The sequence below is a fragment of the Providencia rettgeri genome, from assembly GCF_023205015.1.
Classification (GTDB): Bacteria; Pseudomonadota; Gammaproteobacteria; order Enterobacterales; family Enterobacteriaceae; genus Providencia; species Providencia rettgeri_E.
Genome location: NZ_CP096258.1, coordinates 2,880,892 through 2,906,560, shown reverse-complemented (window position 1 = coordinate 2,906,560; position 25,669 = coordinate 2,880,892). Strand labels below are relative to the sequence as shown.

Here is a 25,669-nt window from a genome sequence, read left to right as displayed (position 1 = left end):
AGGGGTGTCTCCAAAAGGAGACATTTATCTTGTTGATAAATATAGACTTATAAAATTGGTGTTTAGGGTGTCTTAAATTAGCGACAATATTGAGAAAGAGATAAACCGTTTCAGTGTATCCAGAATCTCTGAATAGGCTGTAAAAAATAAATTGTTTTATTTTTTAACGCATTAAAAAATAAATTGTTTTATTTTTTAATGCGTTAAAAAACAAATTGAAAAGTTGGCACGGCATGTGCATAATAATATTCAGTTGCTCATTCAACTTCTTATGTAGGTCCAAAATTAGTTGGGTACATACCACATAAACCAAGAATGACGCCAAAGTAAGGTGCCTACCGTCCAACAGCATAGATACTCGCCTTCGGGCCTTATCAAACACAGGGCGACACGTGGAGTGAGGCACCACCTATATAATTATCTTTAATGTAAAGACATAATTATATAAAGCAGTCAATATCATAGCAGTTGTTATCGCTGGCGGGGTAAAGGTGAGTCCTTTACTCCGCCTTCCTGTTTTATACCCACCAAAATATCCGCCATACTTCTAACTGCTGCATTGTTACCTGCGCTCAGCGGCTCTCGTCATGCTCCTAGAGATATCTTCACTTGGCGCCTAGTTGCAATCCGAATGATTTAGGGCATAGCTGAAGATATTCTAGGCTAGTCAGATATGAAGTAATTTGGCTTGCAGAATATAGCTACCTGAAAAATATCACTTTTCACCAATTAACTTGGCACGTTCATTGCTATTTCATTATTACACTTAGTCTGATTTTAACGCTATGGGACACAGAATTTGGATTGTACTTTTCGCATGACAAAGAGTTCTGCTACCATTGCAATACGTTTAATGGGTATGAGATGAATGTATTGAGTAAATGGCGTTTTTTCCCTCGCTCCTTGCGTCAACTAGTTGTGATGGCGTTTTGGCTTGTACTACTTCCTTTATTGGTATTAGCTTATCAAGCATATCAAAGCCTTGAGCAAATTAGTAACCAAGCTGCCAATATCAATAAAACCACGTTGCTTGACGCACGGCGTAGTGAAGTGATGAGTAGCCTCGCCTTAGAAATGGAGCGGAGCTATCGTCAATATTGTGTTTTGCAAGATCCCACATTGAAAACCCAATATCAGAAACAGTTTGCTGACTACCAGCAAATGTTTGAGCGCCAGAGCACTATCTTACCTGCCTCGTCGGACACTTCCGCGTTGACTAAAACGTTGGATGCGCTTAAGGCCGTCACATGTGAAAACAATGAACCAACAGAAAAAATCACACAGGCTTTAGAACAATTTTCTGCTGCGAATGCTTCATTAGTGCAAGAAACACGGGATGTCATTTTTAGCCGTGGGGAACAGTTGCAAAAAGCGATTGCGAATAAAGGTCAACTATTTGGCTGGCAAAGTTTAATTTTATTTTTATTAAGCGCCTTGTTGGTGGCATTATTCACTCGAATGATTATTGGCCCCGTCAAGGCTATCGAGCGAATGATTAATCGTCTTGGTACTGGGCGTACACTTGCCAGTAATATTGAGCGTTTTAAAGGCCCTAGGGAGTTACGGACAATCGCCCAGCGCATTATTTGGTTAAGTGAACGATTGTCTTGGCTTGAATCACAGCGTCACGAATTTCTCCGCCATATTTCACATGAATTAAAAACGCCTCTTGCAAGCATGCGTGAAGGGACAGAATTACTTGCGGATGAGGTTGCAGGGCCATTAACGCTGTCTCAAAAAGAAGTTGTAGAAATTCTTGATCACAGTAGTAAGCATCTTCAGCAACTTATTGAGCAATTACTTGATTATAATCGTAAGCTCGTCGATGACCCACCAGAAGCACAGATTGTTGATTTACAAAAGCTCATTGAAGATATCGTCAAAGCACATAACTTACCCGCACGGGCTAAGAACATCAAAACAGACGTCCGTTTAAAAGTAGATAGCTGTTTAGCTGAACCCTCACTTCTTGGGCGAGTTATTGATAATATCTATTCCAATGCGGTGCACTATGGTGGCGAATCAGGTAATATTTGGATCTCTAGTCGCCAAACTGGCAATAAACTTCTGATTGAAGTTGCGAATACGGGAACGCCAATTCCTGAATCTGAGCAAAGTATGATTTTTGAACCCTTCTATCAAGGTTCATTACAAAGAAAAGGTGCTGTTAAAGGAAGTGGCCTAGGGCTGAGTATTGCGCAAGATTGTATTAAACAAATGGGTGGAGAACTATCTCTTGTTCCCAATAAATCAGCAGATGTCTGTTTTAGAATTGAACTGCCTCTAACCGCAGAGAATGAATAATGGTAAATCGGTCTACAGGTGTTTGGGCGGTACTTTACCGTAAGGCATCGTTAAGTAAACATAATAAAAGAGTACCTTATGTGATGAGACGTAAAGGGCTTAATTTTAGTGTCGTTTTATTCTCCTTAATTTTAGGTGGATGTGTAACAAAAAATGGTCAGTCACCTCTCGATACACTGGCTCAAGCTGTTGTGCCGGAAGTTAAAGTGACAGACTACCGTTATACATCATGTGAAACGATTTGGAATAATGACCAGCCAACTGCACGGGAAAATGCACTATTTTGGTTGCGCATGATGGACTGTGCAGACCGTACTGAAACCAGCCAAGCGCGTGCGGATGCAGGTAAAATAGAGGTTACAAACTGGTCAAGTGCATTTCAACAGAATATTTTGTTGAACTCTGCTGATCCATCCATTGCTGAGCGTCGTAAAATGCTTGATAGCATAAACACGTATAGCTTGAGTTTTCCAACCGCGGTGCGGCCATTATTACAACTGTGGCGTGAGCAACAAGTACAAATTATCAACTTGTCAGACGCTGGGGCTCGTTATAAACGCTTACAGCAAGAAATGGATAGCAAACTCGACCGTTTAAAGGAAGATAATGCTAAATTGGCTTTCGAGCTGAATACGACCTCCCGTAAGCTTGAAAATTTAACGGATATTGAACGTCAGCTTTCTTCTCGCAAAAAAAGCACGAACGAAACCGAAAAAGAGGTGGAAAATGGGGTGGAAGGAGATAAACCTATTTCCTCAGAAGCGCCAAAGCCTGATAGCAGCGTATCTTCTCCAGTAGAGCAAAATTCATCGGAGAATGAACAAAAATGACGAATCGTAAGTCAGCAAATTTATTGTTAGTTGACGATGACCCTAGCCTTCTTAAACTGTTAGGCATGCGCTTGAGTAGTGAAGGTTTTAAAGTCACTACAGCAGAAAGTGGTCCCGAAGCACTAAAAATCTTACAAAAAGAAAAATTAGATTTAGTGATCAGCGATTTACGGATGGACGAAATGGATGGTATGGCGCTTTTCGATGAGATACAAAAAGCGCATCCAAATATGCCTGTCATTATATTAACGGCACATGGCTCTATCCCTGATGCAGTAGCAGCAACGCAGCGAGGCGTATTTAGTTTTTTAACTAAACCTGTCGATAAAGATGCATTATATAAAGCCATTGATGAAGCACTCGCGCTCTCTTCGACACCCATTAGCGATGAAGAGTGGAGCTCGGGGATTGTCACGCGTAGCCCCTTGATGATAAGGCTGTTAGAACAAGCACATATGGTAGCACAATCTGATGTTAGCGTGCTTATTAATGGGCAAAGTGGTACAGGTAAAGAGGTTTTGGCTCAAGCGATTCATAAGGCTAGTCCTAGGGCTCGTAAGCCGTTTATTGCTATTAACTGTGGTGCATTACCTGAACAACTATTAGAGTCTGAATTATTTGGCCATGCGAAAGGGGCTTTTACCGGTGCAGTCAGTAATCGCGAAGGGTTATTTTTTGCAGCTAGTGGTGGTACGTTATTTTTAGATGAAATTGGTGATATGCCAATGCCATTGCAGGTTAAATTACTGCGGGTATTGCAAGAGCGCAAAGTTCGTCCATTAGGTAGTAACCGTGATTTAGACATTGATGTGCGTATTTTGTCTGCGACTCACCGTAATCTTCCTAAAGCGATGGAAAAAAATGAGTTTCGTGAAGACCTCTACTATCGCTTAAATGTAGTTAATTTACGTATTCCTGCGTTAAATGAGCGTTCAGAAGATATACCATTATTAGCTAATCATTTATTACGCGAGTCAGCATCACGCCATAAACCCTTTGTACGCAGTTTTTCCAGCGATGCGATGAAGTGTTTAATCACAGCGAGCTGGCCGGGTAATGTGCGCCAGTTAGTTAACGTGATTGAGCAATGTGTGGCACTCACAACATCGCCGGTGATCAGTGAAGCGTTGGTTAGCCAAGCCCTGCAAGGTGAAAATACCGCTTTGCCGACATTCGTTGAAGCACGTAATCAATTTGAACTGAATTATTTACGTAAGTTATTACAAATGACAAAAGGAAATGTCACCCAAGCGGCTCGAATGGCAGGACGAAACCGTACAGAGTTTTATAAATTACTTGGTCGCCATGATTTAGAAGCCAATGATTTCAAAGAATAAATAAGAATTATTTACCACATGGTTGTTATCGATTACATTATGTGGAATAAGGCAATTCATATTCACGCTCCGGGAGAAAAAACACCTTATGAGCCGTAAGCTTAATATTTCACTAGCACAACTTAATTGGTTAGTCGGTGACATCGAAGGCAACTGCGAACGCATGTTGCAAGTTGTGAGTGAACAAGCACCAAACACAGATATTGTCATGTTTTCAGAGCTGTCTTTGACAGGCTACCCACCAGAAGATTTGATTTTTCGTGGCGATTTTGAAGATCGTTGCGTCGCACAGCTAGAACGTTTACAAAAAGCAAGCTCTGAGACAGCGATTATCGTTGGCCACCCATGGTATGAAGGGGATGATATCTATAATGCATTATCATTTTTCTACCAAGGTAAACTGCACGCACGTTATTTTAAACAAGAGCTACCCAATTATGGTGTGTTTGATGAGCCTCGTTATTTTACCGCAGATGAAAAAACCTGTGTCGTTGAATTTAAAGGCTATCAGCTTGGCTTATTGATTTGTGAAGACATTTGGTATGACGAGCCGGTAGATGCAGCTAAAGGGGCTGGTGCTGAAATATTATTGACAATCAATGCATCCCCTTATGACATTAATAAAGAACATATTCGAACCGATTTATTAGTCGAACATTGTAAACGCACTCATATGCCAATTGTGTATCTTAACCAAGTGGGTGGGCAAGATGAATTGGTGTTTGATGGTGGCTCAAAAATCATTGCAAACAAAGGCAAACAAACCTTTAAATTGGAAGAATTTAAAGAGCAGGTTATTACAGTGCAATTTGATGAACTTGCACTGGTGAGCGAAGGTAGTGTATTTATTGAAAATGACCCTGTCGCACAGGTATACCAAGCCTTAGTCATGTCAACTCGCGACTACATCAATAAAAATGGTTTTAATGGGGCTATTTTAGGCTTATCGGGGGGGATTGACTCAGGGCTGACAGTAGCGATTGCCGTTGATGCAATAGGCAAAGAGCATGTGCAAGCCGTGATGATGCCATTCCGTTATACTTCTGAAATAAGCATTCACGACGCCAAAGAACAAGCTGACTTGCTTGGTGTTGAGTTTGATATCGTATCTATCGAGCCGATGTTTGATGCATTTATGGCACAGTTAACGCCTATGTTTGAAGGAACTGCGGTAGATACAACCGAAGAAAACTTACAAGCACGGTGCCGAGCCGTTATTTTAATGGCGATGTCGAATAAACGTCGTCGTTTGGTACTGACAACCAGTAATAAAAGTGAATCAGCAGTCGGTTACTCAACGCTGTATGGTGATATGGCCGGTGGGTTTGATGTGCTAAAAGATGTGCCTAAAACCCTTGTCTTTGAGCTAGCTAAATACCGTAATACACTCTCTCCCGCAATTCCACAACGTGTGATTGATAGGCCACCGTCAGCCGAACTCGCTCCGGGTCAGCTAGATCAAGACAGCCTGCCGCCTTATGATGTGCTAGACGCCTTGTTAGAAGGTTATGTGGAAAAGGACTTGTCAGTGAATGACCTAATCAAACTGGGTTTTGATAAAGACGTAGTACGCAAAGTTGTGCGTCTTGTTGATATTAATGAATACAAACGTCGTCAGGCACCAGTTGGGCCACGTATTACGATGCGTAATTTTGGCAAAGATCGCCGCTATCCGATCACCTCAGGTTTTGGCCGTAAAAACTGGTCATAACAGGAATTACTTATGAAAAAAATTGATGCAATTATAAAGCCATTCAAACTTGATGATGTTCGTGAAGCGTTGGCTGAAGTCGGTATTACAGGAATGACTGTAACCGAAGTAAAAGGTTTTGGACGTCAAAAAGGGCATACTGAACTTTACCGCGGTGCAGAGTATATGGTCGACTTTTTACCTAAGGTAAAAATTGAAATTGTTGTTCCTGATGACATCGTTGAAAACTGCGTTGAAACCATTATGCAAACTGCACAAACTGGCAAAATTGGTGATGGGAAGATCTTTGTTTATGATGTCGCTCGAGTGATCCGTATTCGAACCGGTGAGCAAGACGAAGAAGCAATTTAATAAATTAAGTTTGTATGAAAATGCGGTAACGGAAAATACACAGGAATGGGATTAGAATTGCGTATTTATTATGCGAGCCCGTTACCGCTAAATTAGAAAACCACGAACATTTAACTAGTTAACCAATTTTCTTCAGTTAATATGTTTCATAGAATGCGCTTCTAAATAGAAGCGCATTTTTTATCGATTAGTTGAGTGGCAATACTTTGTGTGGGCCAAAACATTCATAGTGAATCGCATCGGCATTGACACCCATCGCAATTAACTGCTTACCTATGTGCTGCATAAAACCAACAGGGCCACAGAAATAAAACTGCATATTCGGTTGCTCAATCCATTCACGTACCAATTCTAAATTCATTAAACCTTCATATTGGTAATCAAACCCGAGGCGATCATCCTCTCTTGGTTGATTAAACCAAATCGCAGATTGGCTAATTTTCTGTTTTGCTAGTAGTTGTTGAATTTCGTGTCTGAAGGCATGAACTGCACCATTCTCAGCGGCATGGAACCAATTTACTTGTGCGCTGTGAGCTTGTTCTGTTAGATGATTTAACATACTTAACATTGGGGTTAAGCCAACCCCGGCGGAAATTAGCGTAACAGGTGTTGTATTATCAACATCGATAAAGAAATCCCCACATGGAGGTGCGAGATGCACGCTGTCACCTTCATTTAATTGTTGATGTAAGAAATTAGAAACGGTGCCTTGCTCTTCACGTTTTACCGCGATACGGTAGCTACGACCATTAGGGGCAGTAGTCAGTGAGTATTGGCGGATTTCTTGGTTTTCAAATCCCGGGTTGTTGACATAAATCGTGATATATTGGCCTGGTCGGTAATCTGCGACAGGTTGCCCGTCGACAGGCACAAATTCAAAACTTGTGATCACATCACTTTGTGGTTGTTTTTGCGCTAATTTAAATTCACGTAAGCCTTCCCAACCCCCATCTTTATTTGCATTTTCTTGGTAAATTGCAGCCTCTCTACCAATAAAAATATCAGCTAAAACACCGTAAGCTTTTCCCCATGCATCAAGAACTTCTTGGCCGGGATTAAGGAGTTCATCAATGGCTGCAAGCAAGTTTTCCCCGACAATTGGGTAGTGCTCAGGTTTTATATTCAAACTGACATGTTTTTGTGCGATTTTTTCGACAGCTGAAATAAGCGCTTCAGGTGTTTCAATATGCACAGCATATGCGCAGATAGCATTGAAAAGGGCTTCACGTTGGTCCCCATTCATTTGGTGAGTCATGTTAAAAATATCTTTTAACTCAGGATGCTGTTTAAACATCCGATCATAAAAATGCGCGGTCAGTTTTGGCCCAGTTTCAGCAATGGCAGGAATGGTGGATTTAACAATGGCGATAGTTTGGCTATCTAGCATACAGGTGCTCCTGAATTATTTTCATGTTCTCGTTATCGTTAAGGTAAAGAGCTATTTTTGTAATATCAAAAATATCTCTTTGTACATCAGTGAGATAATATTATTTCATCTCAGTTAACCTCTATTTTTTGAGATCCATGAAGGCGATTTATAAAGATGCATTTTAAATACAACTTATAGTATTTAAGGGTTTATGTAAAGACTCAAACCGGGAAAATAGGGTGAATTTAGGCACATAATGAGAAGGGGATTACAAATCTGGAGGTTTGTCCGTCAAAAATTAAAATTTGGGCTATTTTATAATGAAGCCTTCAGAAGCAAATGAAGTGAAAAAAATTAATGCAATCGTTTGCGTATATTTTTTCTTTAGGGCTATCTCAAGAGTGAAAAAGAGTTTACACTGTGTGTCATTGCGATGAATCGATTTTCAACCTATTGAATTGCTGAGGCAGGAGAAGCGAATGTTAAAGCGTGAAATGAATATTGCTGACTACGATCCAAAATTATGGGAAGCAATGGAGCAAGAAGTACAACGTCAAGAAGAACATATTGAATTAATTGCTTCTGAAAACTATACCAGTCCACGAGTCATGGAGGCTCAAGGTTCTCAGCTAACCAATAAATATGCAGAAGGCTATCCAGGTAAACGCTACTATGGTGGTTGTGAGCATGTTGATGTGGTCGAGCAATTAGCGATTGACCGTGCAAAAGCGCTATTTGGTGCTGACTACGCAAACGTACAACCACACTCAGGTTCACAAGCTAACGCCGCAGTTTACATGGCGTTATTACAACCAGGCGACACCGTTCTGGGGATGAACCTTGCACATGGTGGCCACTTAACCCACGGTTCACCAGTTAACTTCTCTGGTAAACTGTATAACATCGTACCTTATGGTATTGATGAAAGCGGTAAAATTGACTACGACGATATCAAAGCGCAAGCGGAAAAACACAAACCAAAAATGATTATCGGTGGTTTCTCTGCGTACTCAGGTGTGGTTGATTGGGCAAAAATGCGTGAAATCGCAGACGGTATTGGTGCTTACCTGTTTGTTGATATGGCTCACGTTGCAGGTTTGATTGCTGCGGGTGTTTATCCAAACCCCGTTCCTCATGCACACGTTGTGACGACAACAACACATAAAACTTTAGCGGGTCCACGTGGTGGATTAATTTTAGCTAAAGGTGGTGACGAAGAGTTGTATAAAAAAATCAACTCAGCGGTATTCCCTGGATCTCAAGGTGGCCCTTTAATGCATGTTATTGCAGGTAAAGCGGTTGCGCTGAAAGAAGCGATGGAACCTGAGTTTAAAGCTTATCAACAACAAGTTGCTAAGAATGCGAAGGCAATGGTCGATGTTTTCCAAAAACGTGGCTACAAAGTGGTATCTGGCGGAACTGAAAACCACTTATTCTTAGTTGATTTGGTTGATAAAGACATCACCGGTAAAGATGCAGATGCAGCGCTTGGCCGTGCGAATATTACTGTTAACAAAAACAGTGTGCCGAACGATCCTAAGAGCCCATTTGTAACGTCTGGTGTACGTATTGGTTCCCCTGCGATTACGCGTCGTGGCTTCAAAGAAGCAGAAGCAGGTGAGCTAGCTGGCTGGATGTGTGATATTCTAGACAATCTCAATGACGAAGCGACCATTGAGAGCGTGAAGCAAAAAGTATTAGCAATTTGCAAAAAACACCCAGTTTACGCATAACATAACGTAATATTAATTACCTAAACCCGCTTCTACATGTATGTATGAGCGGGTTTTTTGCATTGAAAAAACGGAGGAGTGATGGTCATTCCATCAACGCGTTGGCTAGCTATTGATTATTTTACCTACTTTTTTGCCTACAGTATTTTCTTACCATTTTGGTCAGTTTGGCTACAAGGTGAGGGAATTGATGCAGAAATGATAGGTGTTTTGTTAGGGGTAGGGCTTGCAGCTCGTTTCCTTGGCGCGATGTTTATTACTCCTTTAGTTAAAGAACCCTCGAAGTTGATCATGGCTTTACGCTTACTGGCAGGGCTTTCGCTCATTTTCTCTATTGGCTTCGCTCTGGGATCTCATTGGGCATGGTTACTATTTGTAATGATTGGGTTTAACCTATTTTTTGCGCCAATGGTTCCACTGGGAGATTCACTGGCAGGGACATGGCAAAAACAATTTACCTTTGACTATGGCAAGATCCGCGTCTGGGGGTCGATAGCTTTTATTATCGGCTCATCACTGATGGGGTATTTAGCGGGTGTTTGGGGTAATAAAGCCATCATGATGGCCTTGATAGTGAGCTGTTTAGCGTTATTATTAGGCGCAATGCTGAAGCCGGCAATTATGCCAATGGGGGCAGCGAAAGCGGATGGTGGTAATAAGGTTAGATTTAAACAATTGATTGCAGACAAAAATGTCGTTAGGTTTCTTATCTGTGTTACGTTACTGCAAGGGGCTCATGCGGCTTATTATGGGTTTGCTTCCCTATTTTGGAAAGAAGCCGGCTATTCAGATTTAGTCATTGGTAATTTATGGTCGCTCGGTGTCGTTGCTGAAGTCATTGTATTTATGTTAAGTCACCGTTTATTTAGACGTTGGAGTGCTCGCAATTTACTGCTGTTATCAGCCTTTTGTGGAATTATTCGTTGGGGCTTGATGGGCGCATTTACGGCATTACCGGTATTAATTGTGGTGCAAATTCTGCACAGTGGTACTTTTACGGTTTGCCACTTAGCGGCAATGCGTTTTATCAGCGCAAGAAAAGAAAATGAAATTATCCCATTACAAGGTATTTACTCTGCACTTGCGACTGGTGGTGGGTTAGCTGTACTGACAATTATTGTAGGGTACATTTATGAGCGAGTACCTGCACATCATGGCGTAGTTTTTTATTTAATGGCGCTTCTTGCTGTTCCTGCCTTATTTATTCGGCCTAAAGTGGTGGCTCAATCCTAAAATCACCAGCCAAGCTATAAAAGGTGTTAAAGCTATTTTATAGCTTGGTTTGGTATTGAATTTGTTTTCCAGTGTCATCAACGCAAATTTTTTGCAAGGCTGGCAACGCCATCCCTCTTTCGAACAATCGCCATGTCGATTGCTTCCTGCTGTATTTGCGATTGTCACAATAAATAGAGTTGATAATAAAAATGGCAAATCATAGATAATGACTTGCCATTGAGATATGAATTATAACTTATAAGCTTGGTAGGAATGTCGTAAATACAGGCATAAAAGTGACTAAGAGTAATACGATAATTAATGTTAAGAATAATGGCATAACTTCACGAATAAAATCAGCAATACGCACGCCCGTAATCGATGTAGCCACAAACATGACTGTTCCCATTGGTGGTGTTAAACAGCCGATAGCTAAATTAAGGATCATGACAATACCAAAATGGATAGGGTCAATTCCTAAAAGTTTTACTGTAGGCATTAATAATGGAACAAGGACAATAATTGCGGCGTTACCCTCAATAAACATACCTAGAACTAAGAGCACAGCATTGACAATCATTAAGAAAACATATGGATTGTCAGAGAAATTGGTCATCATTCTGGCGACATCTTGCGCCACTTGCTCGTTTGTCAATACCCAAGCTAATGCAGAGCAAGTCATGATAATCAACATAATACTTGCTGTTGAACGAGCTGTTTCTAAAAATGAGGCTGCAATGTCTTTTAGCTTCATTTCACGATAAAAGAAAGTGCCAATTACAATAACGTAAAGCACTGCAATCGCGCCCGCTTCTGTCGGTGTAAAGATACCAAAACGAATTCCACCAATAATAACGAGGACTAAAAGGAACGCAGACATCGCTCCTTTACCTGTCTGGTAAACTTCAGCAAATGTCGGAGCTTTGTCTCTAGCCGGTTTGTATCCACGTTTTTTGGCAATAAGATAAATGGCAAACATTAAAGCAACGCAGCACATTAAACCGGGAATAATCGCAGCCATGAACATCTTGCCAATAGAAACATCAGCAACAAATCCATAGATGATTAATGCAATACCGGGTGGAATAATAGGTGTTATTAATGACCCTGCAGCAGTAACAGCAGCAGAGAAGCTTTTCCCATAACCTAATTTGGTCATCTCTGGCACTAGCATTTTAGATAGCATTGCACAGTCAGCAAGGTTAGATGCAGAAAGCCCACCCATCATTGTACTTAATAATACGTTAGACTGGGCAAGTCCCCCTGGATAGTGACCAGACAGTGTGCCAGTAAATTTTAACATTCGGCTAGTGATACCGGTGTAATTTAAAAGATTACCTAGCAAAATGAAAAAAGGGATTGCGAGTAATGTGACATTTTCTCCAGCCCCAATAATGCGCTGAACGGCAATAAGCGGAGAGATATCGCCGACAGAAAAGAAATAAGTGAGCAATGCAATAAGCACACTTAAAAAAATAGGAACATTAATTAAAAAACAAAATATTAATACGATACAGGCGATAACTACTGACATGGTTTATCTCCTTTAATTAATTTACTCATGTCTTCCAGTAAATGTTGAATAGAAAATAACACCATGATGGATGCGCCAATGGGTACAGAAAGGTCGATATAATAATAAGACACACCAATAATCGGTGTTATTTTGTCTTCTGCGATAATCGAGAGTTCATATCCAAGATACCCAAAAATAGATAAAGCAATAATGGCCATAATATGAGTGATAACCGCAATAGCTAATTGTACTTTTTCAGGAAATAAAGAGGTAATCGCATCAATACTGACATGCATTCTTTTACCCGCAGCGGATGCTGCACCAATCATCACCAACCAAATGTAGCAAATGATTAAAACTTCCTCACTCCACATTAAAGGGTCATTAAGAAGCCAGCGCATGAATACAGCAAGAATAGTAATAATGACAATAGCGGCAACGGCAAGTGATGCCACTATATCACTTAATTTCCCCAGAAATTTAAACATAAAAAATCCTTGCGAGAACAATAGTTAACCATTTGTGTTGTTAAAATATTGGCGGTAAGCACCGCCAAGTCATAGGGTTAATTATTAATAATATCTTGAGTTTGTTGATATAAGTTCGCAGACCATTCAGGGAACTCATTATAGAAAGGTTTAGATTTTTCTTTGAAGAGCGCTCTATCTACTTCAACAACCGTAACGCCTTCATTTTTCATTTTCTCAATAATTTCTTTTTCTTGCTGTAGGACTAAATCTGTTAAGAATTGCCCAGCTTCATTACCTGATTCAACTAAAGCCTGTTGGATATTTTCGGGTAATTTATCATACGTTTTACTGCCCATGACTAAGTTGGTCACGTTCTCTACATGGCCCGTTAGGATCAAGAACTTAGCTGCTTCATGGTGTTTTTGCCCATATAGCACTGGGATTGGGTTTTCTGCACCGTCAATAATTTTAAGATTAAGTGCAGTATAAACTTCAGCTAAAGGTAATGGAGTAGGGGTGGCACCCATTGCCTCTAAACCTTTAATTTGAATTTTATTATTAGGAACGCGAATTTTTAAACCTTTTAGGTCATCTGGGGTTTGGATCATTTTATTGGCTAAGATATGGCGTGAACCATATAGCCAATCTTTAGAAACGACATGAAGGCCTTTTTTATCTAACTGTTGTTCTAAAGAACCATACCAAGGTGAGGCGTTCAATTTAAAAATATCTTTATAAGATAGTCCTAAATAGGGTCCAAACATAATGCCGTAATCAGGTACATAATCAGAGAAGAAAGCGCCATCCGCTAAAGTAATTAGTGGGCTACCTAACTTCATTTGTTCGATGACATCCTTTTTGGACCCTAATTGCGAACTTGGATAAGGGATCAATTCACCTTCGCCATTGGTTTTTTCATTGAATTTTTTTGCCCATTCGTGGATCGCTAAGTCAAATGGTTCACCGGGGTTATTTTCATAAGCAACTTTTAGCTTATATTTAGCATCTGCAAATGCTGCTCCTGTCATGCTGCCCATTAATAGCATTGTGCTGAGTGTTAAGCTAAGAAGTGTTTTTCCGTTTAATGTGCTCAGTTTCATAAATGTATCTCCTGTAGGGGGATTTATTGTTTTAAGTATTTATTATTTGTTTCTAACAAACATATTTTTTGCGTAGCATTGATTCTGTACCATGACTCAGAATTTCAGTAATTTTCTGGCTCACATCATCCTGTAATTTTGGTATTTCGTTGAGGTTCAATCCCCATAAATCAGACATCGCTAGCACATTTTCAGTAAGTTGTTTTACATTTGAGTCATAGAGTTCGTTCCAAGCTTTAAAGCGTTCCAGTAAATAATCATCATCATTTAAAGGAATGGGCTGTCCAGCCTGTTCTCCGCGATAGAAAACAATCAACGCAGCAAGTGAAAATGAAATGCAATAAGGGATTTTATTGTATTGATTAACGTAAGAGATTAATTGGGGCAATAAGCGAGTTTTAAATTTAGTGAGTGAGTTAAGCGAAATTGACATTAACTCATGTTCTATATATGGGTTATTAAAACGGTCAATCACTGCGGAAGCAAAAGCCGTGAGCTCTGAAGGGCTTTGAGATAAAACAGGAATAACTTCATTATCAATTAAATCTTTAATGAAAGATAAAAAAACGGGATTGGTAGTGACATCACGGACAGTCCTAATGCCTGCTAAGTAAGCAACAGGAACCATCGCAGTGTGTGCACCATTCAAGATTGCCACTTTGCGCTCTTTATAGGGTTTTATATCATCGACCACTTTGATATTTAATGGTAATTCATTTAGTTTTAGTTTCTGCTCTAATACTTTTGGCCCTTGAATGACAAACAAATAGAAATATTCAGCCGTGACGAGAAAATCGTCTTTATAACCTAATTCTTTTTCCAGTTTTTCAATTTCATTTTTTGGGTAACCTGTAACAATTCTATCGACTAATGTAGAACAAAATGTATTACTGTCATTTAGCCAAGTAATGAAATCTGCGGGAAGTTTCCAGTCTTGCGCATGTTTATTTACAAACTCTTGTAGTTTATCGCCATTATAGTCAATTAACTCACAAGGGATGATGAACAATCCTTTGCTAGTATCACCATTAAAATATTGAAAGCGGTGAAATAAGAATTGCGTAAGTTTAGCTGGGAAACTACTTGCTGGTGTGTCTTCTAGACGTACATCGTGCTTATATACGATCCCGGCTTCGGTTGTGTTAGAGAATATCCATTGTAAGTCGGGATTTTCTGCACACTTTAAATATTTATCATATTCAGAGTAAATAAGTATTTCACGATTAACTGAATTAATTATTCTTATATTAGAAACGCTTTGTTTTTGTTCATTAATTCCCCTAGTGATGGCGGTATAAAGTCCATTTTGTTGATTAATTGAGGGATGTGATGAGTCAATTGGTCTAACAATAGTAATACCACTATTGAAGTCTGTTTCTTCATTCAGTTGATCAACCATCCAGTCGATAAAAGCACGTAGAAAATTGCCTTCTCCGAATTGCAGAATTCTCTCTGGGTATTGCTTGCTAGCCATTGACTGTCGATTTAAGTAATCCATGACCATTCCTCTAGTTATTATGTGTATTAATCATCTGGTGTTGACTCAGACTAGAAGTATTTTTTTCTATGGACTATTAATTGAATCAATTTTGTGGAACGAATGGCTTTTTCATGTTTTTAATGTGTTTTTTATCAGTTAAAAACAGGTTGTTTGTTGATGTGTAAAATTCATTTTATGATAAGTTGTTTTAAGTTATTGAAAAATAGAGATATTTATTCCGTATCTTATTTATGGTAAATAATGGCTTTATAATTAAGTTGTTTTTTTACTGAAAAATTCAGGTTTGTGTTTGATGCATACAATGTTCGATCAAAAGAAAGGTTGTTATTGGCCATCCATTGGCCTTGGGAGGTTAGTGTTACTTATTCATAAGTTTGCTGTATAGAGTTGATCATCGTTCGTTTAGCGGTATCTAAATGGTGACGAAGTTCATTCATCGCAACAATATCATTACGGCTAATTAAAGCACTTAAAATGGTCATATGTTCTTCAATTGCCAGTACATTTCTTTCTTTTAAGTCAGATTCATCCCACTGGTATTGAAAGTGGAATATTACAGTGATGATTTCAAGAGACTGACTGAAAAATGGGTTGTTGGCACCCGATAAAATAAGGCTATGTAGCTCATAATCGAGTTGGGAAAAGTCGCGGTAATTGATAGTCACTGTTTCGCGCAGTGTTCTATGCTTAAGTAATAGCTCTTTTGCTAAAATCCAACGGTGGTCATCTGCGGGTAAATTTAAAAAGTGCGTAAGGGCATTGGTTTCTAGTAATTCTCTGAACTCAAAGAGTTTTTCTGCGTACTCGCGCGAAAACTTCATCATGTGCCAATTTCCTCGGTGGGTGTTTTTAATTAACCCATAACGAGAAAACTCCACTAAAAATTCACGGACAACGCTAGAGCTCACATGGCTTTTTTTCGCCAATTGTAACTCAGTAAAAGTATCTCCGGGCATCAATTCTTTGCGTTTAATCATTTGGTAAAACGCTTTTTCGAATAAGACGATTTGTTGATCTGGAAGGCTTGACTCAACTGGGAAAAAATCAGTTTTATTGGGATAGCGAATGACATGGTAGTCATTCCCTTGTTTTTCAATGATTTTATTTTCTAATAAATATTCAAGGGTATGTCTAACGGTAGTTCGGCTGATATTAAACATTTCCGCTAAAGAAGATTGTGATGGGAAGGGGGACGTTAATAAATTTTTATGAATTGCATCTAAAAATTCGTTAATTGACCCATAACGTATATTTTTACTCCTCACCATTTAACTGCCCCTTAAGCTGTTTTTTATTCTTTAAAGACCGATTTAAAACCGATTTAAAAACATTTAATCACAAAATTCGGTTGCTAAGTATCTAGTCTATGTTTTTTAAATTAAAAAAGACAGATAAATTGACGGAGGAAAATATGAAACAATTGATTTGCCAGGAACCTAAAAAATTAGTCTATCAAGACGTTGCTGAACCTACAGTTAAAGTTGGGCACGTAAAAATAAAAATACATGCCGTTGGAATATGTGGAACAGATATTCACGCATGGGGAGGAAATCAGCCATTTTTCCAGTATCCACGCGTATTAGGCCATGAAATTTCTGGCACTATTTGCGAGGTTGCTTCTGATGTTACTCAATGGAAAGTTGGGCAGCGTGTTGCCGTGATGCCTTATGTTGCTTGCTATGAGTGCGGGGCTTGCAAAAGTGGTAAAACAAATTGTTGTGAAAAAATTTCGGTGATTGGGGTTCATGAAGATGGTGGTTTTTGTGAGTTCTTAAACGTCCCACAAAACAACGTGTTAGCCATTGCGGATACCGTTACTGATATTGATGGGGCGTTAATTGAACCGTTTTCGATTAGTGCTCATGCAGTGAGACGCGCACAAGTTAAGCCTCAAGATACTGTTCTAGTCGTAGGGGCTGGTCCGATAGGGCTTGGTGTTGCTGCGATTGCTAAAGCAGACGGTGCTAACGTATTAGTTGCTGACACCAGTGAGGCTCGTCGTCAACATGTTGAAAAGGTATTAGGTTTAACAACGTGTGACCCAGCGAGTGAAAATTACTTATCAAGTATTGAAAGCCATTTTTCAGGGATGCTTGCAGAGAAAGTCATTGATGCAACGGGGAATCAACACGCAATGAACACTGCGGTGAATTTAATTCGCCATGGTGGTTTGATTGTTTTTGTTGGGCTATTTAAAGGTAATTTATCGTTTCCAGATCCTGATTTTCATAAGAAAGAAACAACAATGATGGGAAGTCGCAATGCGACGCTTGAAGATTTCAATAAAGTGGCAAGGTTGATGGCGGAAGGAAAGCTCGCGAGTGAAATGATGCTAACTCATCAATTTGATTTTAATTCTATTGGTAATAGTTATGAGCAAGACGTAATTAATAACCGTGAGTTAATTAAAGGCGTTATCTTATTTTAATACGCATCAAACGGTTTAATCAGTAAAAAAACACCCACACAAAACAGTCGAATTGTGTGGGTGTTAAAATTCAATACGTTGTCGAATTAGCGTTTTAATGCTTCCGATAACTCATCTTTCATGACGGACAGTATGTCTCTAACAACGCGTGGGCTACCAGCGACTAAGTTACCAGATGCGATATAATTATGGCCGCCAATAAAGTCAGTCATGATACCGCCAGCTTCACGCATGATTAGTTCACCGCCTAAGAAATCCCATGGTTTTAAGCCGATCTCAAAGAATGCATCAACACGACCAGAAGCAACATAGCATAAATCCAGGGCTGCAGAACCTGTACGACGGAAATCAGCACACTTATCGAACATTGCAGTCATGATATTCATATATACCGCAGCGTGTTGTTTTTGTTTAAAAGGAAAACCTGTCGCAACGATAGCGCCATCAAGATCACGTTTTTCGTCGATACGAATACGATAACCGTTAAGTTGAGCGCCTTGTCCACGTACTGCGCTAAATAATTCATTACGCATTGGGTCGTAAACAACAGCAACTTCAGTACGGCCTTTAACGCGTACAGCGATAGAAACAGAAAAATGAGGGAGACGTTTTGTGAAGTTGGTAGTGCCATCCAGTGGATCGATTACCCATTGAATATCATCATCTTTACCAATTAACTCACCACTTTCTTCAGTGATAATAGTGTGCTCTGGATATGACTTGCGGATGATTTCAATAATCAGCTGCTCAGATTCTTGGTCAACGTTAGTCACGAAATCGTTAGTGCCTTTCTGAGTCACTTTGATATTACTAGGCATTTCATAGTTTTTAGCTATGTGATTACCGGCCTTACGTGCTGCACGTATGGCGATGTTAAGCATCGGATGCATGGGCTTTTTCCACTGGAATGTTAAAGAACGAGAAACTGGAGTGCCGAAGTATATAGATGTTCGTCACAATAAGCAATTTTGTGTTAAGCTATTGCGATAATTTTTTCATTAAACGTATAAACCATGCTAGATAATATCCGTATTGTTCTTGTTGAAACCTCACACACTGGTAATATGGGCTCAACTGCCCGTGCAATGAAAACCATGGGGCTTTCTAATCTGTACCTCGTTAATCCTCTTGTTGAACCTGATTCACACGCTATTGCACTTTCTGCCGGGGCGAGTGATGTTATTGGTAATGCGACAATCGTTAAAACTCTCGATGAAGCCTTAGAAGGCTGTAAGTTAGTGATCGGCACCAGTGCCCGTTCTCGCACCTTGTCTTGGCCAATGGTTGAGCCGCGTGAGTGTGGTGTTAAATCTGTTGAGCAATCCAAAGAATCCCCCGTTGCTATCGTTTTTGGCCGTGAGCGAGTGGGTTTGACCAACGAAGAACTACAAAAATGTCAGTATCATTTGTATATCCCCACGAACCCAGAATACGGCTCTTTGAATTTAGCGATGGCGGTTCAATTGGTAAGTTATGAGATACGCATGGCGCATCTTTCAATGGATGAAAAAAACACGGTAATTTCAACAGATGATGAGGTAGAATACCCGCCATCAGAAGATGTTGAGCGTTTTTATGTTCATCTTGAAAGTTTATTGAATGAATCTGGTTTTATTCGTAAAGCGCACCCTGGCTTAATTATGAATAAATTGCGTCGTTTATTCACACGTGCACACATCGAAACCCAAGAGTTACATATCCTGCGGGGTATTTTAACGTCGATGGAAAAATGGGCGAAAAAGTGAGGCGAAATCCACGGTAAAAACAGGTGAATAATACTTGAGTAAATTAGTCAGGTAAATAGTTGACTAAATTACTCAGGAATGTCACAATCTGACCATAATTTACCATGGAGTAATATGTTATGAGACTCACTTCCAAAGGGCGTTACGCAGTAACTGCGATGTTAGATGTCGCATTACACTCTCAGTCAGGTCCCGTGCCTTTAGCGGACATTTCTGAACGTCAGGGGATTTCCCTCTCTTATCTTGAGCAACTTTTTTCTCGTTTACGTAAAAACGAGTTGGTTTCGAGTGTTCGCGGCCCAGGTGGCGGTTATTTGCTTGGTAGAGACGCAGACCAAATCTTTGTTGCTGAAGTAATCGCTGCGGTAGATGAATCTGTTGACGCCACACGTTGTCAGGGTAATAAAGAAGGTTGTCAAAATGGCGACCGCTGCTTAACTCATGCACTGTGGCGTGATTTAAGTGACAGAATTACAAGTTTCCTAAGCAGCATTAGCCTTGATGAACTGGTTAAAAACCAAGAAGTCATGGTTGTTGCTGATAGACAAGATAACGAACAGCGTAAAACCATGCCAAATGGGATCACACCTGAATCGATTATCAATGTACGTGCTTAAAAAATATTAAAATAATTGCAGTCGGTACATCTCGGTGAGTGGTTAGACGAAGATCTAGTTTCCGCCATTTGTATCTTTAAAAATTAAAGTCAAGTTAGCTTGTCTTTTGGAGTAAGTGAGCAATGAAATTACCAATTTATCTTGATTATTCAGCAACAACACCGGTTGACCCGCGTGTGGCTGAAAAAATGATGCAATGTTTAACAATGGATGGGGACTTTGGTAACCCAGCATCCCGTTCTCACCGTTTCGGCTGGCAAGCGGAAGAAGCGGTAGATATTGCTCGTAATCAAATCGCTGAATTAGTGGGTGCTGACCCACGTGAAATCGTGTTTACTTCAGGCGCAACTGAGTCTGATAACTTAGCGATTAAAGGCGCTGCTAATTTCTATAAAAAGAAAGGCAACCACATTATTACTTGTAAAACGGAACACAAAGCCGTTTTAGATACCTGCCGCCAATTAGAGCGTGAAGGTTTTGAAGTGACTTACCTGTCACCGCAAAGCAACGGTTTAATTGCTATGCAAGACCTACAAGACGCTATCCGTGAAGACACTATTTTAATTTCTATTATGCATGTTAATAATGAAATTGGTGTAGTGCAGGATATCGAAGCTATTGGTGAATTATGCCGTAGCAAAGGGATTATTTTCCACGTCGACGCAACTCAAAGCGTGGGCAAATTGCCTATCGACCTAAATACGTTAAAAGTCGATTTAATGTCGTTCTCTGCGCACAAACTTTATGGGCCTATGGGTATTGGTGCACTGTATGTTCGCCGTAAACCACGTATTCGCCTTGAAGCGCAACAGCACGGCGGTGGTCATGAACGCGGTATGCGTTCTGGGACATTACCGGTACACCAAATCGTGGGTATGGGCGAAGCTTATCGTATTGCCAAAGAAGAAATGGCAGCGGAATCTGAGCGCTTACGCGGTTTACGCCTGCGTTTATGGAACGGCATTAAAGATATCGAAGAAGTTTACCTCAATGGTGATTTAGAACACGGTGCGCCGCACATTCTGAACGTCAGCTTCAACTATGTTGAAGGTGAATCACTGATGATGTCATTAAAAGATTTGGCTGTATCTTCAGGCTCGGCATGTACTTCTGCAAGCCTAGAACCTTCTTATGTACTGCGCGCTTTAGGGATGAATGATGAGCTGGCACATAGCTCAATCCGTTTCTCTTTAGGTCGTTTCACGACAGAAGAAGAAATTGACTATGCAATCAAAATGATTCATGGCGCAATTGGCCACTTACGCGAGCTGTCTCCTTTATGGGAAATGTTTAAAGACGGCGTAGATCTTAACAGCATCGAATGGTCTCACCATTAATCAGACGGTTTCAGGAGTTTAAAAATGGCTTACAGTGAAAAAGTTATCGATCATTATGAAAATCCACGCAACGTTGGTTCGTTTGACAACAGAGACCCAAGCGTCGGTAGTGGTATGGTAGGTGCACCTGCCTGTGGTGACGTCATGAAATTACAGATTAAAGTAAATGATGACGGCATTATTGAAGATGCACGCTTTAAAACTTATGGTTGTGGTTCAGCAATTGCATCAAGTTCACTGGTGACTGAGTGGATGAAAGGCAAAAGTTTGGATGAAGCTGAGTCAATCAAAAATACAGCAATTGCAGAAGAGTTAGAATTACCACCAGTGAAAATTCACTGTTCAATTCTAGCAGAAGACGCAATTAAAGCTGCTATTGCTGATTACAAAAGCAAACGCCAAAGCAAATAAATTTTTAATCAGTCTATAGGGCAACCCATATTAATAAATAACAACAAGTTATCGTCCTATAACTGGAACAATACCCATGGCCTCTAGGCTAAACATCGCTGAGTTTCTTAGCTTGGAAATAAATGGGTATAAAATAATTTGAAGGCGGATGCGACTCATGAGTAGCATCTGCCTTGTTTGTTTCTAAAGTGAGGTTTGCAATGTCTATTTCTCTTACAGAAAGTGCTGCGCTGCGTATTCAATCTTTTCTGCAAAATCGTGGAAAAGGTGAAGGTTTGCGTTTAGGTGTAAGGACTTCAGGTTGTTCAGGAATGGCTTATGTTCTTGAGTTTGCTGATACAATCAATGAAGAAGACACAGTTTTTGAAGATAAAGGTGTTAAAGTCATTATCGATGGCAAGAGCATTGTTTATCTTGATGGCACTGAGCTGGATTTTGTGAAAGAAGGCTTAAACGAAGGGTTTAAATTTAATAACCCTAACGTCAATAGCGAATGCGGATGCGGTGAAAGTTTTCACGTATAATGCGTTCAATTAAGCCTAATTTTCGGCCAATCTCACTAATATAAGCGATTTACATGTTAGTGGTATTGGTAACCGGTTCGAGAAACTGAGCACTTATGGATTACTTTACTCTTTTTGGGTTAACTCCCATTTATGCCATTGATAATGAACAACTGACGCTACGTTTTCAAGATTTACAGCGTCAATACCATCCTGACCGTTTTGCTACCTGTTCTGAACAGGAAAAAATGCAAGCACTGCAAAAAGCAGCAACCATTAATGCTGCTTACCAAGCCCTTCGTCATCCGCTAAAACGCGCGGAATATATGCTTTCATTGCATGGTTTCGACATTAATAACGAACAACATACTATGCATGATACGGCATTCTTGATGGAGCAGCTTGAGCTACGTGAAGAGTTAGACAATATTGAAAACAGTGATGATGCACTTGATTTATTGGCTAAATTTATGCAAAACGTCAAAAAAATGCAGCAAGCACGAAGCGCACTGATGGTGACAGAGTTAGATGCCATGCAGTGGGAAAAAGCCGCTGATACCGTACGTAAACTACGTTTTCTCGATAAGCTTCAGCAGCAAGCTGAGCAACTCGAAGAACGGTTACTAGATGAATTTTAAGAGAAAACGATTATGGCGTTACTACAAATCAGCGAACCCGGTATGACAGCAGCTCCGCATCAACGCAAATTGGCGGCAGGCATTGATTTAGGTACCACCCACTCTTTGATTGCAACAGTGCGTAGTGGTGAAGCTGCGGCTTTGCCAGATAACCAAGGCCGCTTTTTATTACCATCGGTTGTTAATTATCAGCCTGCAAGCAAATTAGTGGGATGGGATGCGAAGCAACTTGCGGAGCAAGACCCAGTGAATACCATTATTTCAGTTAAACGTATGATGGGGCGCTCATTGGCGGATATTCAAAAACGTTATCCTGATTTGCCGTATCAGCTGAGTGTGAGTGAAAATGGCTTGCCGTTTATCCAAACGGCTGCCGGCCAAGTAGATCCTATTCAAGTTTCTTCGGATATATTGAAAACGTTAGCAAAACGCGCTGAAGAAACATTGGGTGGGGAAATGGATGGCGTAGTGATCACGGTTCCTGCCTATTTTGATGATGCCCAGCGCCAAGGCACGAAAGATGCGGCTCGTCTTGCAGGCTTACACGTGTTACGCCTATTGAATGAGCCGACTGCGGCTGCAATTGCCTACGGATTAGATTCTGGACAAGAAGGCGTGATAGCGGTTTATGATCTCGGGGGTGGGACTTTTGATGTCTCTATTTTGCGCCTGAGTCGCGGTGTTTTTGAGGTCTTAGCGACAGGTGGCGATACCGCACTTGGAGGCGATGATTTTGACCAAGTACTGGCACAGTGGATCGCAGAGCAGGCAGGGGTTTCATTACAAGGTGACCATCAGTTAAATCGTCAATTACTTAATGTGGCGACAGAAACCAAAGTCATGCTCAGTGACGCGGACGCTGCGACAATCAAACTTGCTAATTGGCAAGGGGAAATCCGTCGCGAGCAGTTTGAAGCGCTTATTGAAACCCATGTTAAACGCACACTAATGGCTTGTCGCCGTGCGTTAAAAGATGCAGGTGTTGAAGCGCAAGAGGTGCTGAACGTTGTCATGGTTGGTGGTTCGACCCGTGTACCGCTAGTACGCCAGAAAGTCGGCGATTTTTTCGGTAAGTCACCACTGACATCTATCGACCCAGATAAAGTGGTAGCGATTGGTGCCGCCATTCAAGCGGATATCTTAGTAGGGAACAAACCCGACAGCGAAATGTTGTTATTGGACGTGATCCCGTTATCCCTTGGCCTAGAAACCATGGGGGGATTGGTTGAAAAAGTGCTCCCGCGTAATACGACGATCCCAGTTGCTCGCGCTCAAGAATTTACCACCTTTAAAGATGGGCAAACGGCGATGAGCGTTCATGTGGTGCAAGGTGAACGCGAAATGGTAGCTGATTGTCGTTCATTAGCTCGCTTCACCTTGCGTGATATCCCTGCAATGGCTGCAGGTGGCGCACATATTCGTGTTACTTTTCAAGTGGATGCGGATGGGCTATTAAGTGTTAGCGCTATGGAAAAGTCCACTGGCATAGAAGCCTCTATTCAAGTTAAGCCATCGTATGGGTTAACAGATAACGAAATTTCAAACATGATTAAAGATTCAATGACTAACGCGCAAGATGACTTAAATGCGCGCCGCTTAGCGGAGCAAAAAGTTGAAGCTGCAAGAGTGCTTGAAAGTTTAACGAGCGCATTAGCCCAAGATGGCAATTTACTGACGCCAGAAGAAGAGTCAGAAATTGATAATGCGGTCAATGAGTTAATTAAAGCGGTTGAGGGCACTGACCCAATCGTAATTGAAAATGCCATTAAACAACTGGATAAGCAATCGCAGGAGTTTGCAGCGCGTCGTATGGATACCTCCATTCGACAAGCGTTGTCAGGCCATTCTGTGGATGAGATATAATTATGCCGAAAATAGTTTTTTTACCTCATAGTGATTTATGTCCAGACGGTGCTGTTGTTGAAGCACAAGAAGGCGAGTCTATTTTAAATGTTGCACTACGCAGCGGTATTGAGCTTGAGCACGCCTGTGAAAAATCCTGTGCTTGCACAACTTGTCATTGTATCGTTCGTGAAGGTTTTGATTCACTGGAAGAGAGTAGTGAGTTAGAAGACGATATGTTAGACAAAGCGTGGGGATTAGAGCCTGAAAGCCGTTTAAGTTGTCAGGCGTTAGTGACGGATGAGGATTTAGTGGTAGAGATACCCAAATATACTATTAATCACGCCCGCGAACACTAATGCTCGTTATATTTCGCGTTGTAGGGGTGTTGGCTTCTTTCAAGTATTTGGGTCACATACTTTTGTATGCTCCCCAAGATACTCTCAATTGCCGCCTACCTACAACACGAACTATTTAGAGCATTGAATAGTTTGTTATATTTCGTGTTGTAGGGGTGTTGGCTTCTTTCAAGTATTTGGGTCACATACTTTTGTATGCTCCCCAAGAGACTCTCAATTGCCGCCTACCTACAATACGAACTATTTAGAGCATTGAATAGTTTGTTATATTTCGCGTTGTAGGGGTGTTGGCTTCTTTCAAGTATTTGGGTCACATACTTTTATATGCTCCCCAAGATACTCTCAATTGCCG

23 protein-coding genes are annotated in these 25,669 nt (G+C 40.6%); 16 read left to right on the top strand and 7 right to left on the bottom strand.

The window, feature by feature from the left end; translation table 11 throughout:
* Nucleotides 1–864 precede the first annotated feature (864 nt).
* The 5 genes from M0M83_RS13235 to glnB all read left to right on the top strand — a co-directional run bounded on the left by M0M83_RS13235 (nucleotide 865) and on the right by glnB (nucleotide 6,533).
* Nucleotides 865–2,304: a sensor histidine kinase gene (locus M0M83_RS13235; RefSeq protein ID WP_248466712.1), complete on the top strand. Its 1,440-nt coding sequence runs from the start codon at nucleotides 865–867 to the stop codon at nucleotides 2,302–2,304.
* Nucleotides 2,304–3,134: a two-component system QseEF-associated lipoprotein QseG gene (gene qseG, locus M0M83_RS13230; RefSeq protein WP_125892205.1), complete on the top strand. Its 831-nt coding sequence runs from the start codon at nucleotides 2,304–2,306 to the stop codon at nucleotides 3,132–3,134. Before M0M83_RS13235 ends, qseG begins: the two co-directional genes overlap by 1 nt.
* A complete protein-coding gene (glrR, locus tag M0M83_RS13225) occupies nucleotides 3,131–4,471 on the top strand; it encodes a two-component system response regulator GlrR (RefSeq protein ID WP_125892203.1) in 1,341 nt (446 codons plus the stop codon). Before qseG ends, glrR begins: the two co-directional genes overlap by 4 nt.
* An 88-nt stretch (nucleotides 4,472–4,559) precedes the next feature.
* Nucleotides 4,560–6,182 carry an NAD+ synthase gene (locus M0M83_RS13220; protein WP_213913168.1) on the top strand — a complete coding sequence of 541 codons (1,623 nt, stop codon included), beginning with the start codon at nucleotides 4,560–4,562 and terminating at the stop codon, nucleotides 6,180–6,182.
* 12 nt (nucleotides 6,183–6,194) lie between these two features.
* Nucleotides 6,195–6,533: a nitrogen regulatory protein P-II gene (gene glnB / locus M0M83_RS13215; protein ID WP_004912721.1), complete on the top strand. Its 339-nt coding sequence runs from the start codon at nucleotides 6,195–6,197 to the stop codon at nucleotides 6,531–6,533.
* Nucleotides 6,534–6,720: 187 nt separating this feature from the next.
* Here the strand turns inward: glnB and hmpA are convergent, their stop codons facing one another.
* The gene (gene hmpA, locus M0M83_RS13210) at nucleotides 6,721–7,920 is read right to left on the bottom strand and encodes an NO-inducible flavohemoprotein (protein WP_248466711.1); all 1,200 of its coding nucleotides are present in this window, start codon (nucleotides 7,918–7,920) and stop codon (nucleotides 6,721–6,723) included.
* Nucleotides 7,921–8,381: 461 nt separating this feature from the next.
* Between hmpA and glyA the strand changes: the two genes are divergently transcribed.
* Together glyA and M0M83_RS13200 are read left to right on the top strand one after the other, a co-directional pair.
* On the top strand, nucleotides 8,382–9,635 hold the full coding sequence (glyA, locus tag M0M83_RS13205; RefSeq protein ID WP_125892197.1) for a serine hydroxymethyltransferase: 1,254 nt from the start codon (nucleotides 8,382–8,384) through the stop codon (nucleotides 9,633–9,635).
* Between the two features lie 81 nt (nucleotides 9,636–9,716).
* Nucleotides 9,717–10,868 carry a 3-phenylpropionate MFS transporter gene (locus tag M0M83_RS13200; protein ID WP_125892195.1) on the top strand — a complete coding sequence of 384 codons (1,152 nt, stop codon included), beginning with the start codon at nucleotides 9,717–9,719 and terminating at the stop codon, nucleotides 10,866–10,868.
* A gap of 238 nt (nucleotides 10,869–11,106) precedes the next feature.
* Here the strand turns inward: M0M83_RS13200 and M0M83_RS13195 are convergent, their stop codons facing one another.
* The 5 genes from M0M83_RS13195 to M0M83_RS13175 form a co-directional block, all read right to left on the bottom strand.
* The gene (locus tag M0M83_RS13195; RefSeq protein ID WP_125892193.1) at nucleotides 11,107–12,384 is read right to left on the bottom strand and encodes a TRAP transporter large permease; all 1,278 of its coding nucleotides are present in this window, start codon (nucleotides 12,382–12,384) and stop codon (nucleotides 11,107–11,109) included.
* Nucleotides 12,375–12,854 carry a TRAP transporter small permease gene (locus M0M83_RS13190; protein WP_004264924.1) on the bottom strand — a complete coding sequence of 160 codons (480 nt, stop codon included), beginning with the start codon at nucleotides 12,852–12,854 and terminating at the stop codon, nucleotides 12,375–12,377. Before M0M83_RS13190 ends, M0M83_RS13195 begins: the two co-directional genes overlap by 10 nt.
* A gap of 77 nt (nucleotides 12,855–12,931) precedes the next feature.
* Nucleotides 12,932–13,936: a C4-dicarboxylate TRAP transporter substrate-binding protein gene (locus M0M83_RS13185; protein WP_125892191.1), complete on the bottom strand. Its 1,005-nt coding sequence runs from the start codon at nucleotides 13,934–13,936 to the stop codon at nucleotides 12,932–12,934.
* A 52-nt stretch (nucleotides 13,937–13,988) separates the two neighbouring features.
* Nucleotides 13,989–15,434 carry a tagaturonate reductase gene (locus M0M83_RS13180; protein ID WP_248466710.1) on the bottom strand — a complete coding sequence of 482 codons (1,446 nt, stop codon included), beginning with the start codon at nucleotides 15,432–15,434 and terminating at the stop codon, nucleotides 13,989–13,991.
* A 365-nt stretch (nucleotides 15,435–15,799) separates the two neighbouring features.
* Nucleotides 15,800–16,705, bottom strand: a complete 906-nt coding sequence (locus M0M83_RS13175; protein WP_248466709.1) for a GntR family transcriptional regulator — start codon at nucleotides 16,703–16,705, stop codon at nucleotides 15,800–15,802.
* A 143-nt stretch (nucleotides 16,706–16,848) separates the two neighbouring features.
* On the opposite strand from M0M83_RS13175, the gene M0M83_RS13170 reads away from it, so the two are divergent.
* Complete coding sequence (locus M0M83_RS13170; protein ID WP_213913171.1) at nucleotides 16,849–17,865, top strand: zinc-binding alcohol dehydrogenase family protein; 1,017 nt, start codon at nucleotides 16,849–16,851, stop codon at nucleotides 17,863–17,865.
* Nucleotides 17,866–17,951: 86 nt separating this feature from the next.
* On the opposite strand, the gene suhB is transcribed toward M0M83_RS13170, so the two are convergent.
* Complete coding sequence (gene suhB / locus M0M83_RS13165; RefSeq protein ID WP_125892183.1) at nucleotides 17,952–18,755, bottom strand: inositol-1-monophosphatase; 804 nt, start codon at nucleotides 18,753–18,755, stop codon at nucleotides 17,952–17,954.
* A 123-nt stretch (nucleotides 18,756–18,878) separates the two neighbouring features.
* On the opposite strand from suhB, the gene trmJ reads away from it, so the two are divergent.
* From trmJ to fdx, 8 genes are all read left to right on the top strand, one after another.
* Nucleotides 18,879–19,610 (top strand): tRNA (cytosine(32)/uridine(32)-2'-O)-methyltransferase TrmJ, encoded by a 732-nt coding sequence (gene trmJ, locus M0M83_RS13160; RefSeq protein WP_248466708.1) that lies wholly within the window; start codon nucleotides 18,879–18,881, stop codon nucleotides 19,608–19,610.
* 119 nt (nucleotides 19,611–19,729) lie between these two features.
* A complete protein-coding gene (gene iscR, locus M0M83_RS13155; RefSeq protein WP_004264917.1) occupies nucleotides 19,730–20,227 on the top strand; it encodes a Fe-S cluster assembly transcriptional regulator IscR in 498 nt (165 codons plus the stop codon).
* Between the two features lie 122 nt (nucleotides 20,228–20,349).
* Nucleotides 20,350–21,564 (top strand): IscS subfamily cysteine desulfurase, encoded by a 1,215-nt coding sequence (locus M0M83_RS13150; RefSeq protein ID WP_248466707.1) that lies wholly within the window; start codon nucleotides 20,350–20,352, stop codon nucleotides 21,562–21,564.
* A gap of 24 nt (nucleotides 21,565–21,588) precedes the next feature.
* Nucleotides 21,589–21,975, top strand: coding sequence for a Fe-S cluster assembly scaffold IscU (iscU, locus tag M0M83_RS13145; protein ID WP_248466706.1), 387 nt, complete (start codon nucleotides 21,589–21,591; stop codon nucleotides 21,973–21,975).
* A gap of 200 nt (nucleotides 21,976–22,175) precedes the next feature.
* Nucleotides 22,176–22,499, top strand: a complete 324-nt coding sequence (gene iscA / locus M0M83_RS13140; RefSeq protein WP_125892177.1) for an iron-sulfur cluster assembly protein IscA — start codon at nucleotides 22,176–22,178, stop codon at nucleotides 22,497–22,499.
* Between the two features lie 95 nt (nucleotides 22,500–22,594).
* Nucleotides 22,595–23,116: a co-chaperone HscB gene (gene hscB, locus M0M83_RS13135; RefSeq protein WP_213913173.1), complete on the top strand. Its 522-nt coding sequence runs from the start codon at nucleotides 22,595–22,597 to the stop codon at nucleotides 23,114–23,116.
* 12 nt (nucleotides 23,117–23,128) lie between these two features.
* Nucleotides 23,129–24,979: a Fe-S protein assembly chaperone HscA gene (hscA, locus tag M0M83_RS13130; RefSeq protein ID WP_248466705.1), complete on the top strand. Its 1,851-nt coding sequence runs from the start codon at nucleotides 23,129–23,131 to the stop codon at nucleotides 24,977–24,979.
* Between the two features lie 2 nt (nucleotides 24,980–24,981).
* Nucleotides 24,982–25,317 (top strand): ISC system 2Fe-2S type ferredoxin, encoded by a 336-nt coding sequence (fdx, locus tag M0M83_RS13125; protein ID WP_042844637.1) that lies wholly within the window; start codon nucleotides 24,982–24,984, stop codon nucleotides 25,315–25,317.
* Nucleotides 25,318–25,669 lie beyond the last annotated feature (352 nt).

Bases quoted from the DNA above. Each gene is read 5' to 3' on its own strand.
- hscB (WP_213913173.1), top strand. From the start codon at position 22,595: ATGGATTACTTTACTCTTTTTGGGTTAACTCCCATTTATGCCATTGAT.
- hscA (WP_248466705.1), top strand. From the start codon at position 23,129: ATGGCGTTACTACAAATCAGCGAACCCGGTATGACAGCAGCTCCGCAT.
- M0M83_RS13180 (WP_248466710.1), bottom strand. From the start codon at position 15,434: ATGGATTACTTAAATCGACAGTCAATGGCTAGCAAGCAATACCCAGAG.
- qseG (WP_125892205.1), top strand. From the start codon at position 2,304: ATGGTAAATCGGTCTACAGGTGTTTGGGCGGTACTTTACCGTAAGGCA.
- M0M83_RS13235 (WP_248466712.1), top strand. From the start codon at position 865: ATGAATGTATTGAGTAAATGGCGTTTTTTCCCTCGCTCCTTGCGTCAA.
- iscA (WP_125892177.1), top strand. From the start codon at position 22,176: ATGTCTATTTCTCTTACAGAAAGTGCTGCGCTGCGTATTCAATCTTTT.
- M0M83_RS13175 (WP_248466709.1), bottom strand. From the start codon at position 16,705: ATGGTGAGGAGTAAAAATATACGTTATGGGTCAATTAACGAATTTTTA.
- trmJ (WP_248466708.1), top strand. From the start codon at position 18,879: ATGCTAGATAATATCCGTATTGTTCTTGTTGAAACCTCACACACTGGT.
- M0M83_RS13220 (WP_213913168.1), top strand. From the start codon at position 4,560: ATGAGCCGTAAGCTTAATATTTCACTAGCACAACTTAATTGGTTAGTC.
- iscR (WP_004264917.1), top strand. From the start codon at position 19,730: ATGAGACTCACTTCCAAAGGGCGTTACGCAGTAACTGCGATGTTAGAT.
- M0M83_RS13190 (WP_004264924.1), bottom strand. From the start codon at position 12,854: ATGTTTAAATTTCTGGGGAAATTAAGTGATATAGTGGCATCACTTGCC.
- M0M83_RS13195 (WP_125892193.1), bottom strand. From the start codon at position 12,384: ATGTCAGTAGTTATCGCCTGTATCGTATTAATATTTTGTTTTTTAATT.
- fdx (WP_042844637.1), top strand. From the start codon at position 24,982: ATGCCGAAAATAGTTTTTTTACCTCATAGTGATTTATGTCCAGACGGT.
- suhB (WP_125892183.1), bottom strand. From the start codon at position 18,755: ATGCATCCGATGCTTAACATCGCCATACGTGCAGCACGTAAGGCCGGT.
- iscU (WP_248466706.1), top strand. From the start codon at position 21,589: ATGGCTTACAGTGAAAAAGTTATCGATCATTATGAAAATCCACGCAAC.
- glyA (WP_125892197.1), top strand. From the start codon at position 8,382: ATGTTAAAGCGTGAAATGAATATTGCTGACTACGATCCAAAATTATGG.
- hmpA (WP_248466711.1), bottom strand. From the start codon at position 7,920: ATGCTAGATAGCCAAACTATCGCCATTGTTAAATCCACCATTCCTGCC.
- M0M83_RS13200 (WP_125892195.1), top strand. From the start codon at position 9,717: ATGGTCATTCCATCAACGCGTTGGCTAGCTATTGATTATTTTACCTAC.
- glrR (WP_125892203.1), top strand. From the start codon at position 3,131: ATGACGAATCGTAAGTCAGCAAATTTATTGTTAGTTGACGATGACCCT.
- glnB (WP_004912721.1), top strand. From the start codon at position 6,195: ATGAAAAAAATTGATGCAATTATAAAGCCATTCAAACTTGATGATGTT.
- M0M83_RS13150 (WP_248466707.1), top strand. From the start codon at position 20,350: ATGAAATTACCAATTTATCTTGATTATTCAGCAACAACACCGGTTGAC.
- M0M83_RS13185 (WP_125892191.1), bottom strand. From the start codon at position 13,936: ATGAAACTGAGCACATTAAACGGAAAAACACTTCTTAGCTTAACACTC.
- M0M83_RS13170 (WP_213913171.1), top strand. From the start codon at position 16,849: ATGAAACAATTGATTTGCCAGGAACCTAAAAAATTAGTCTATCAAGAC.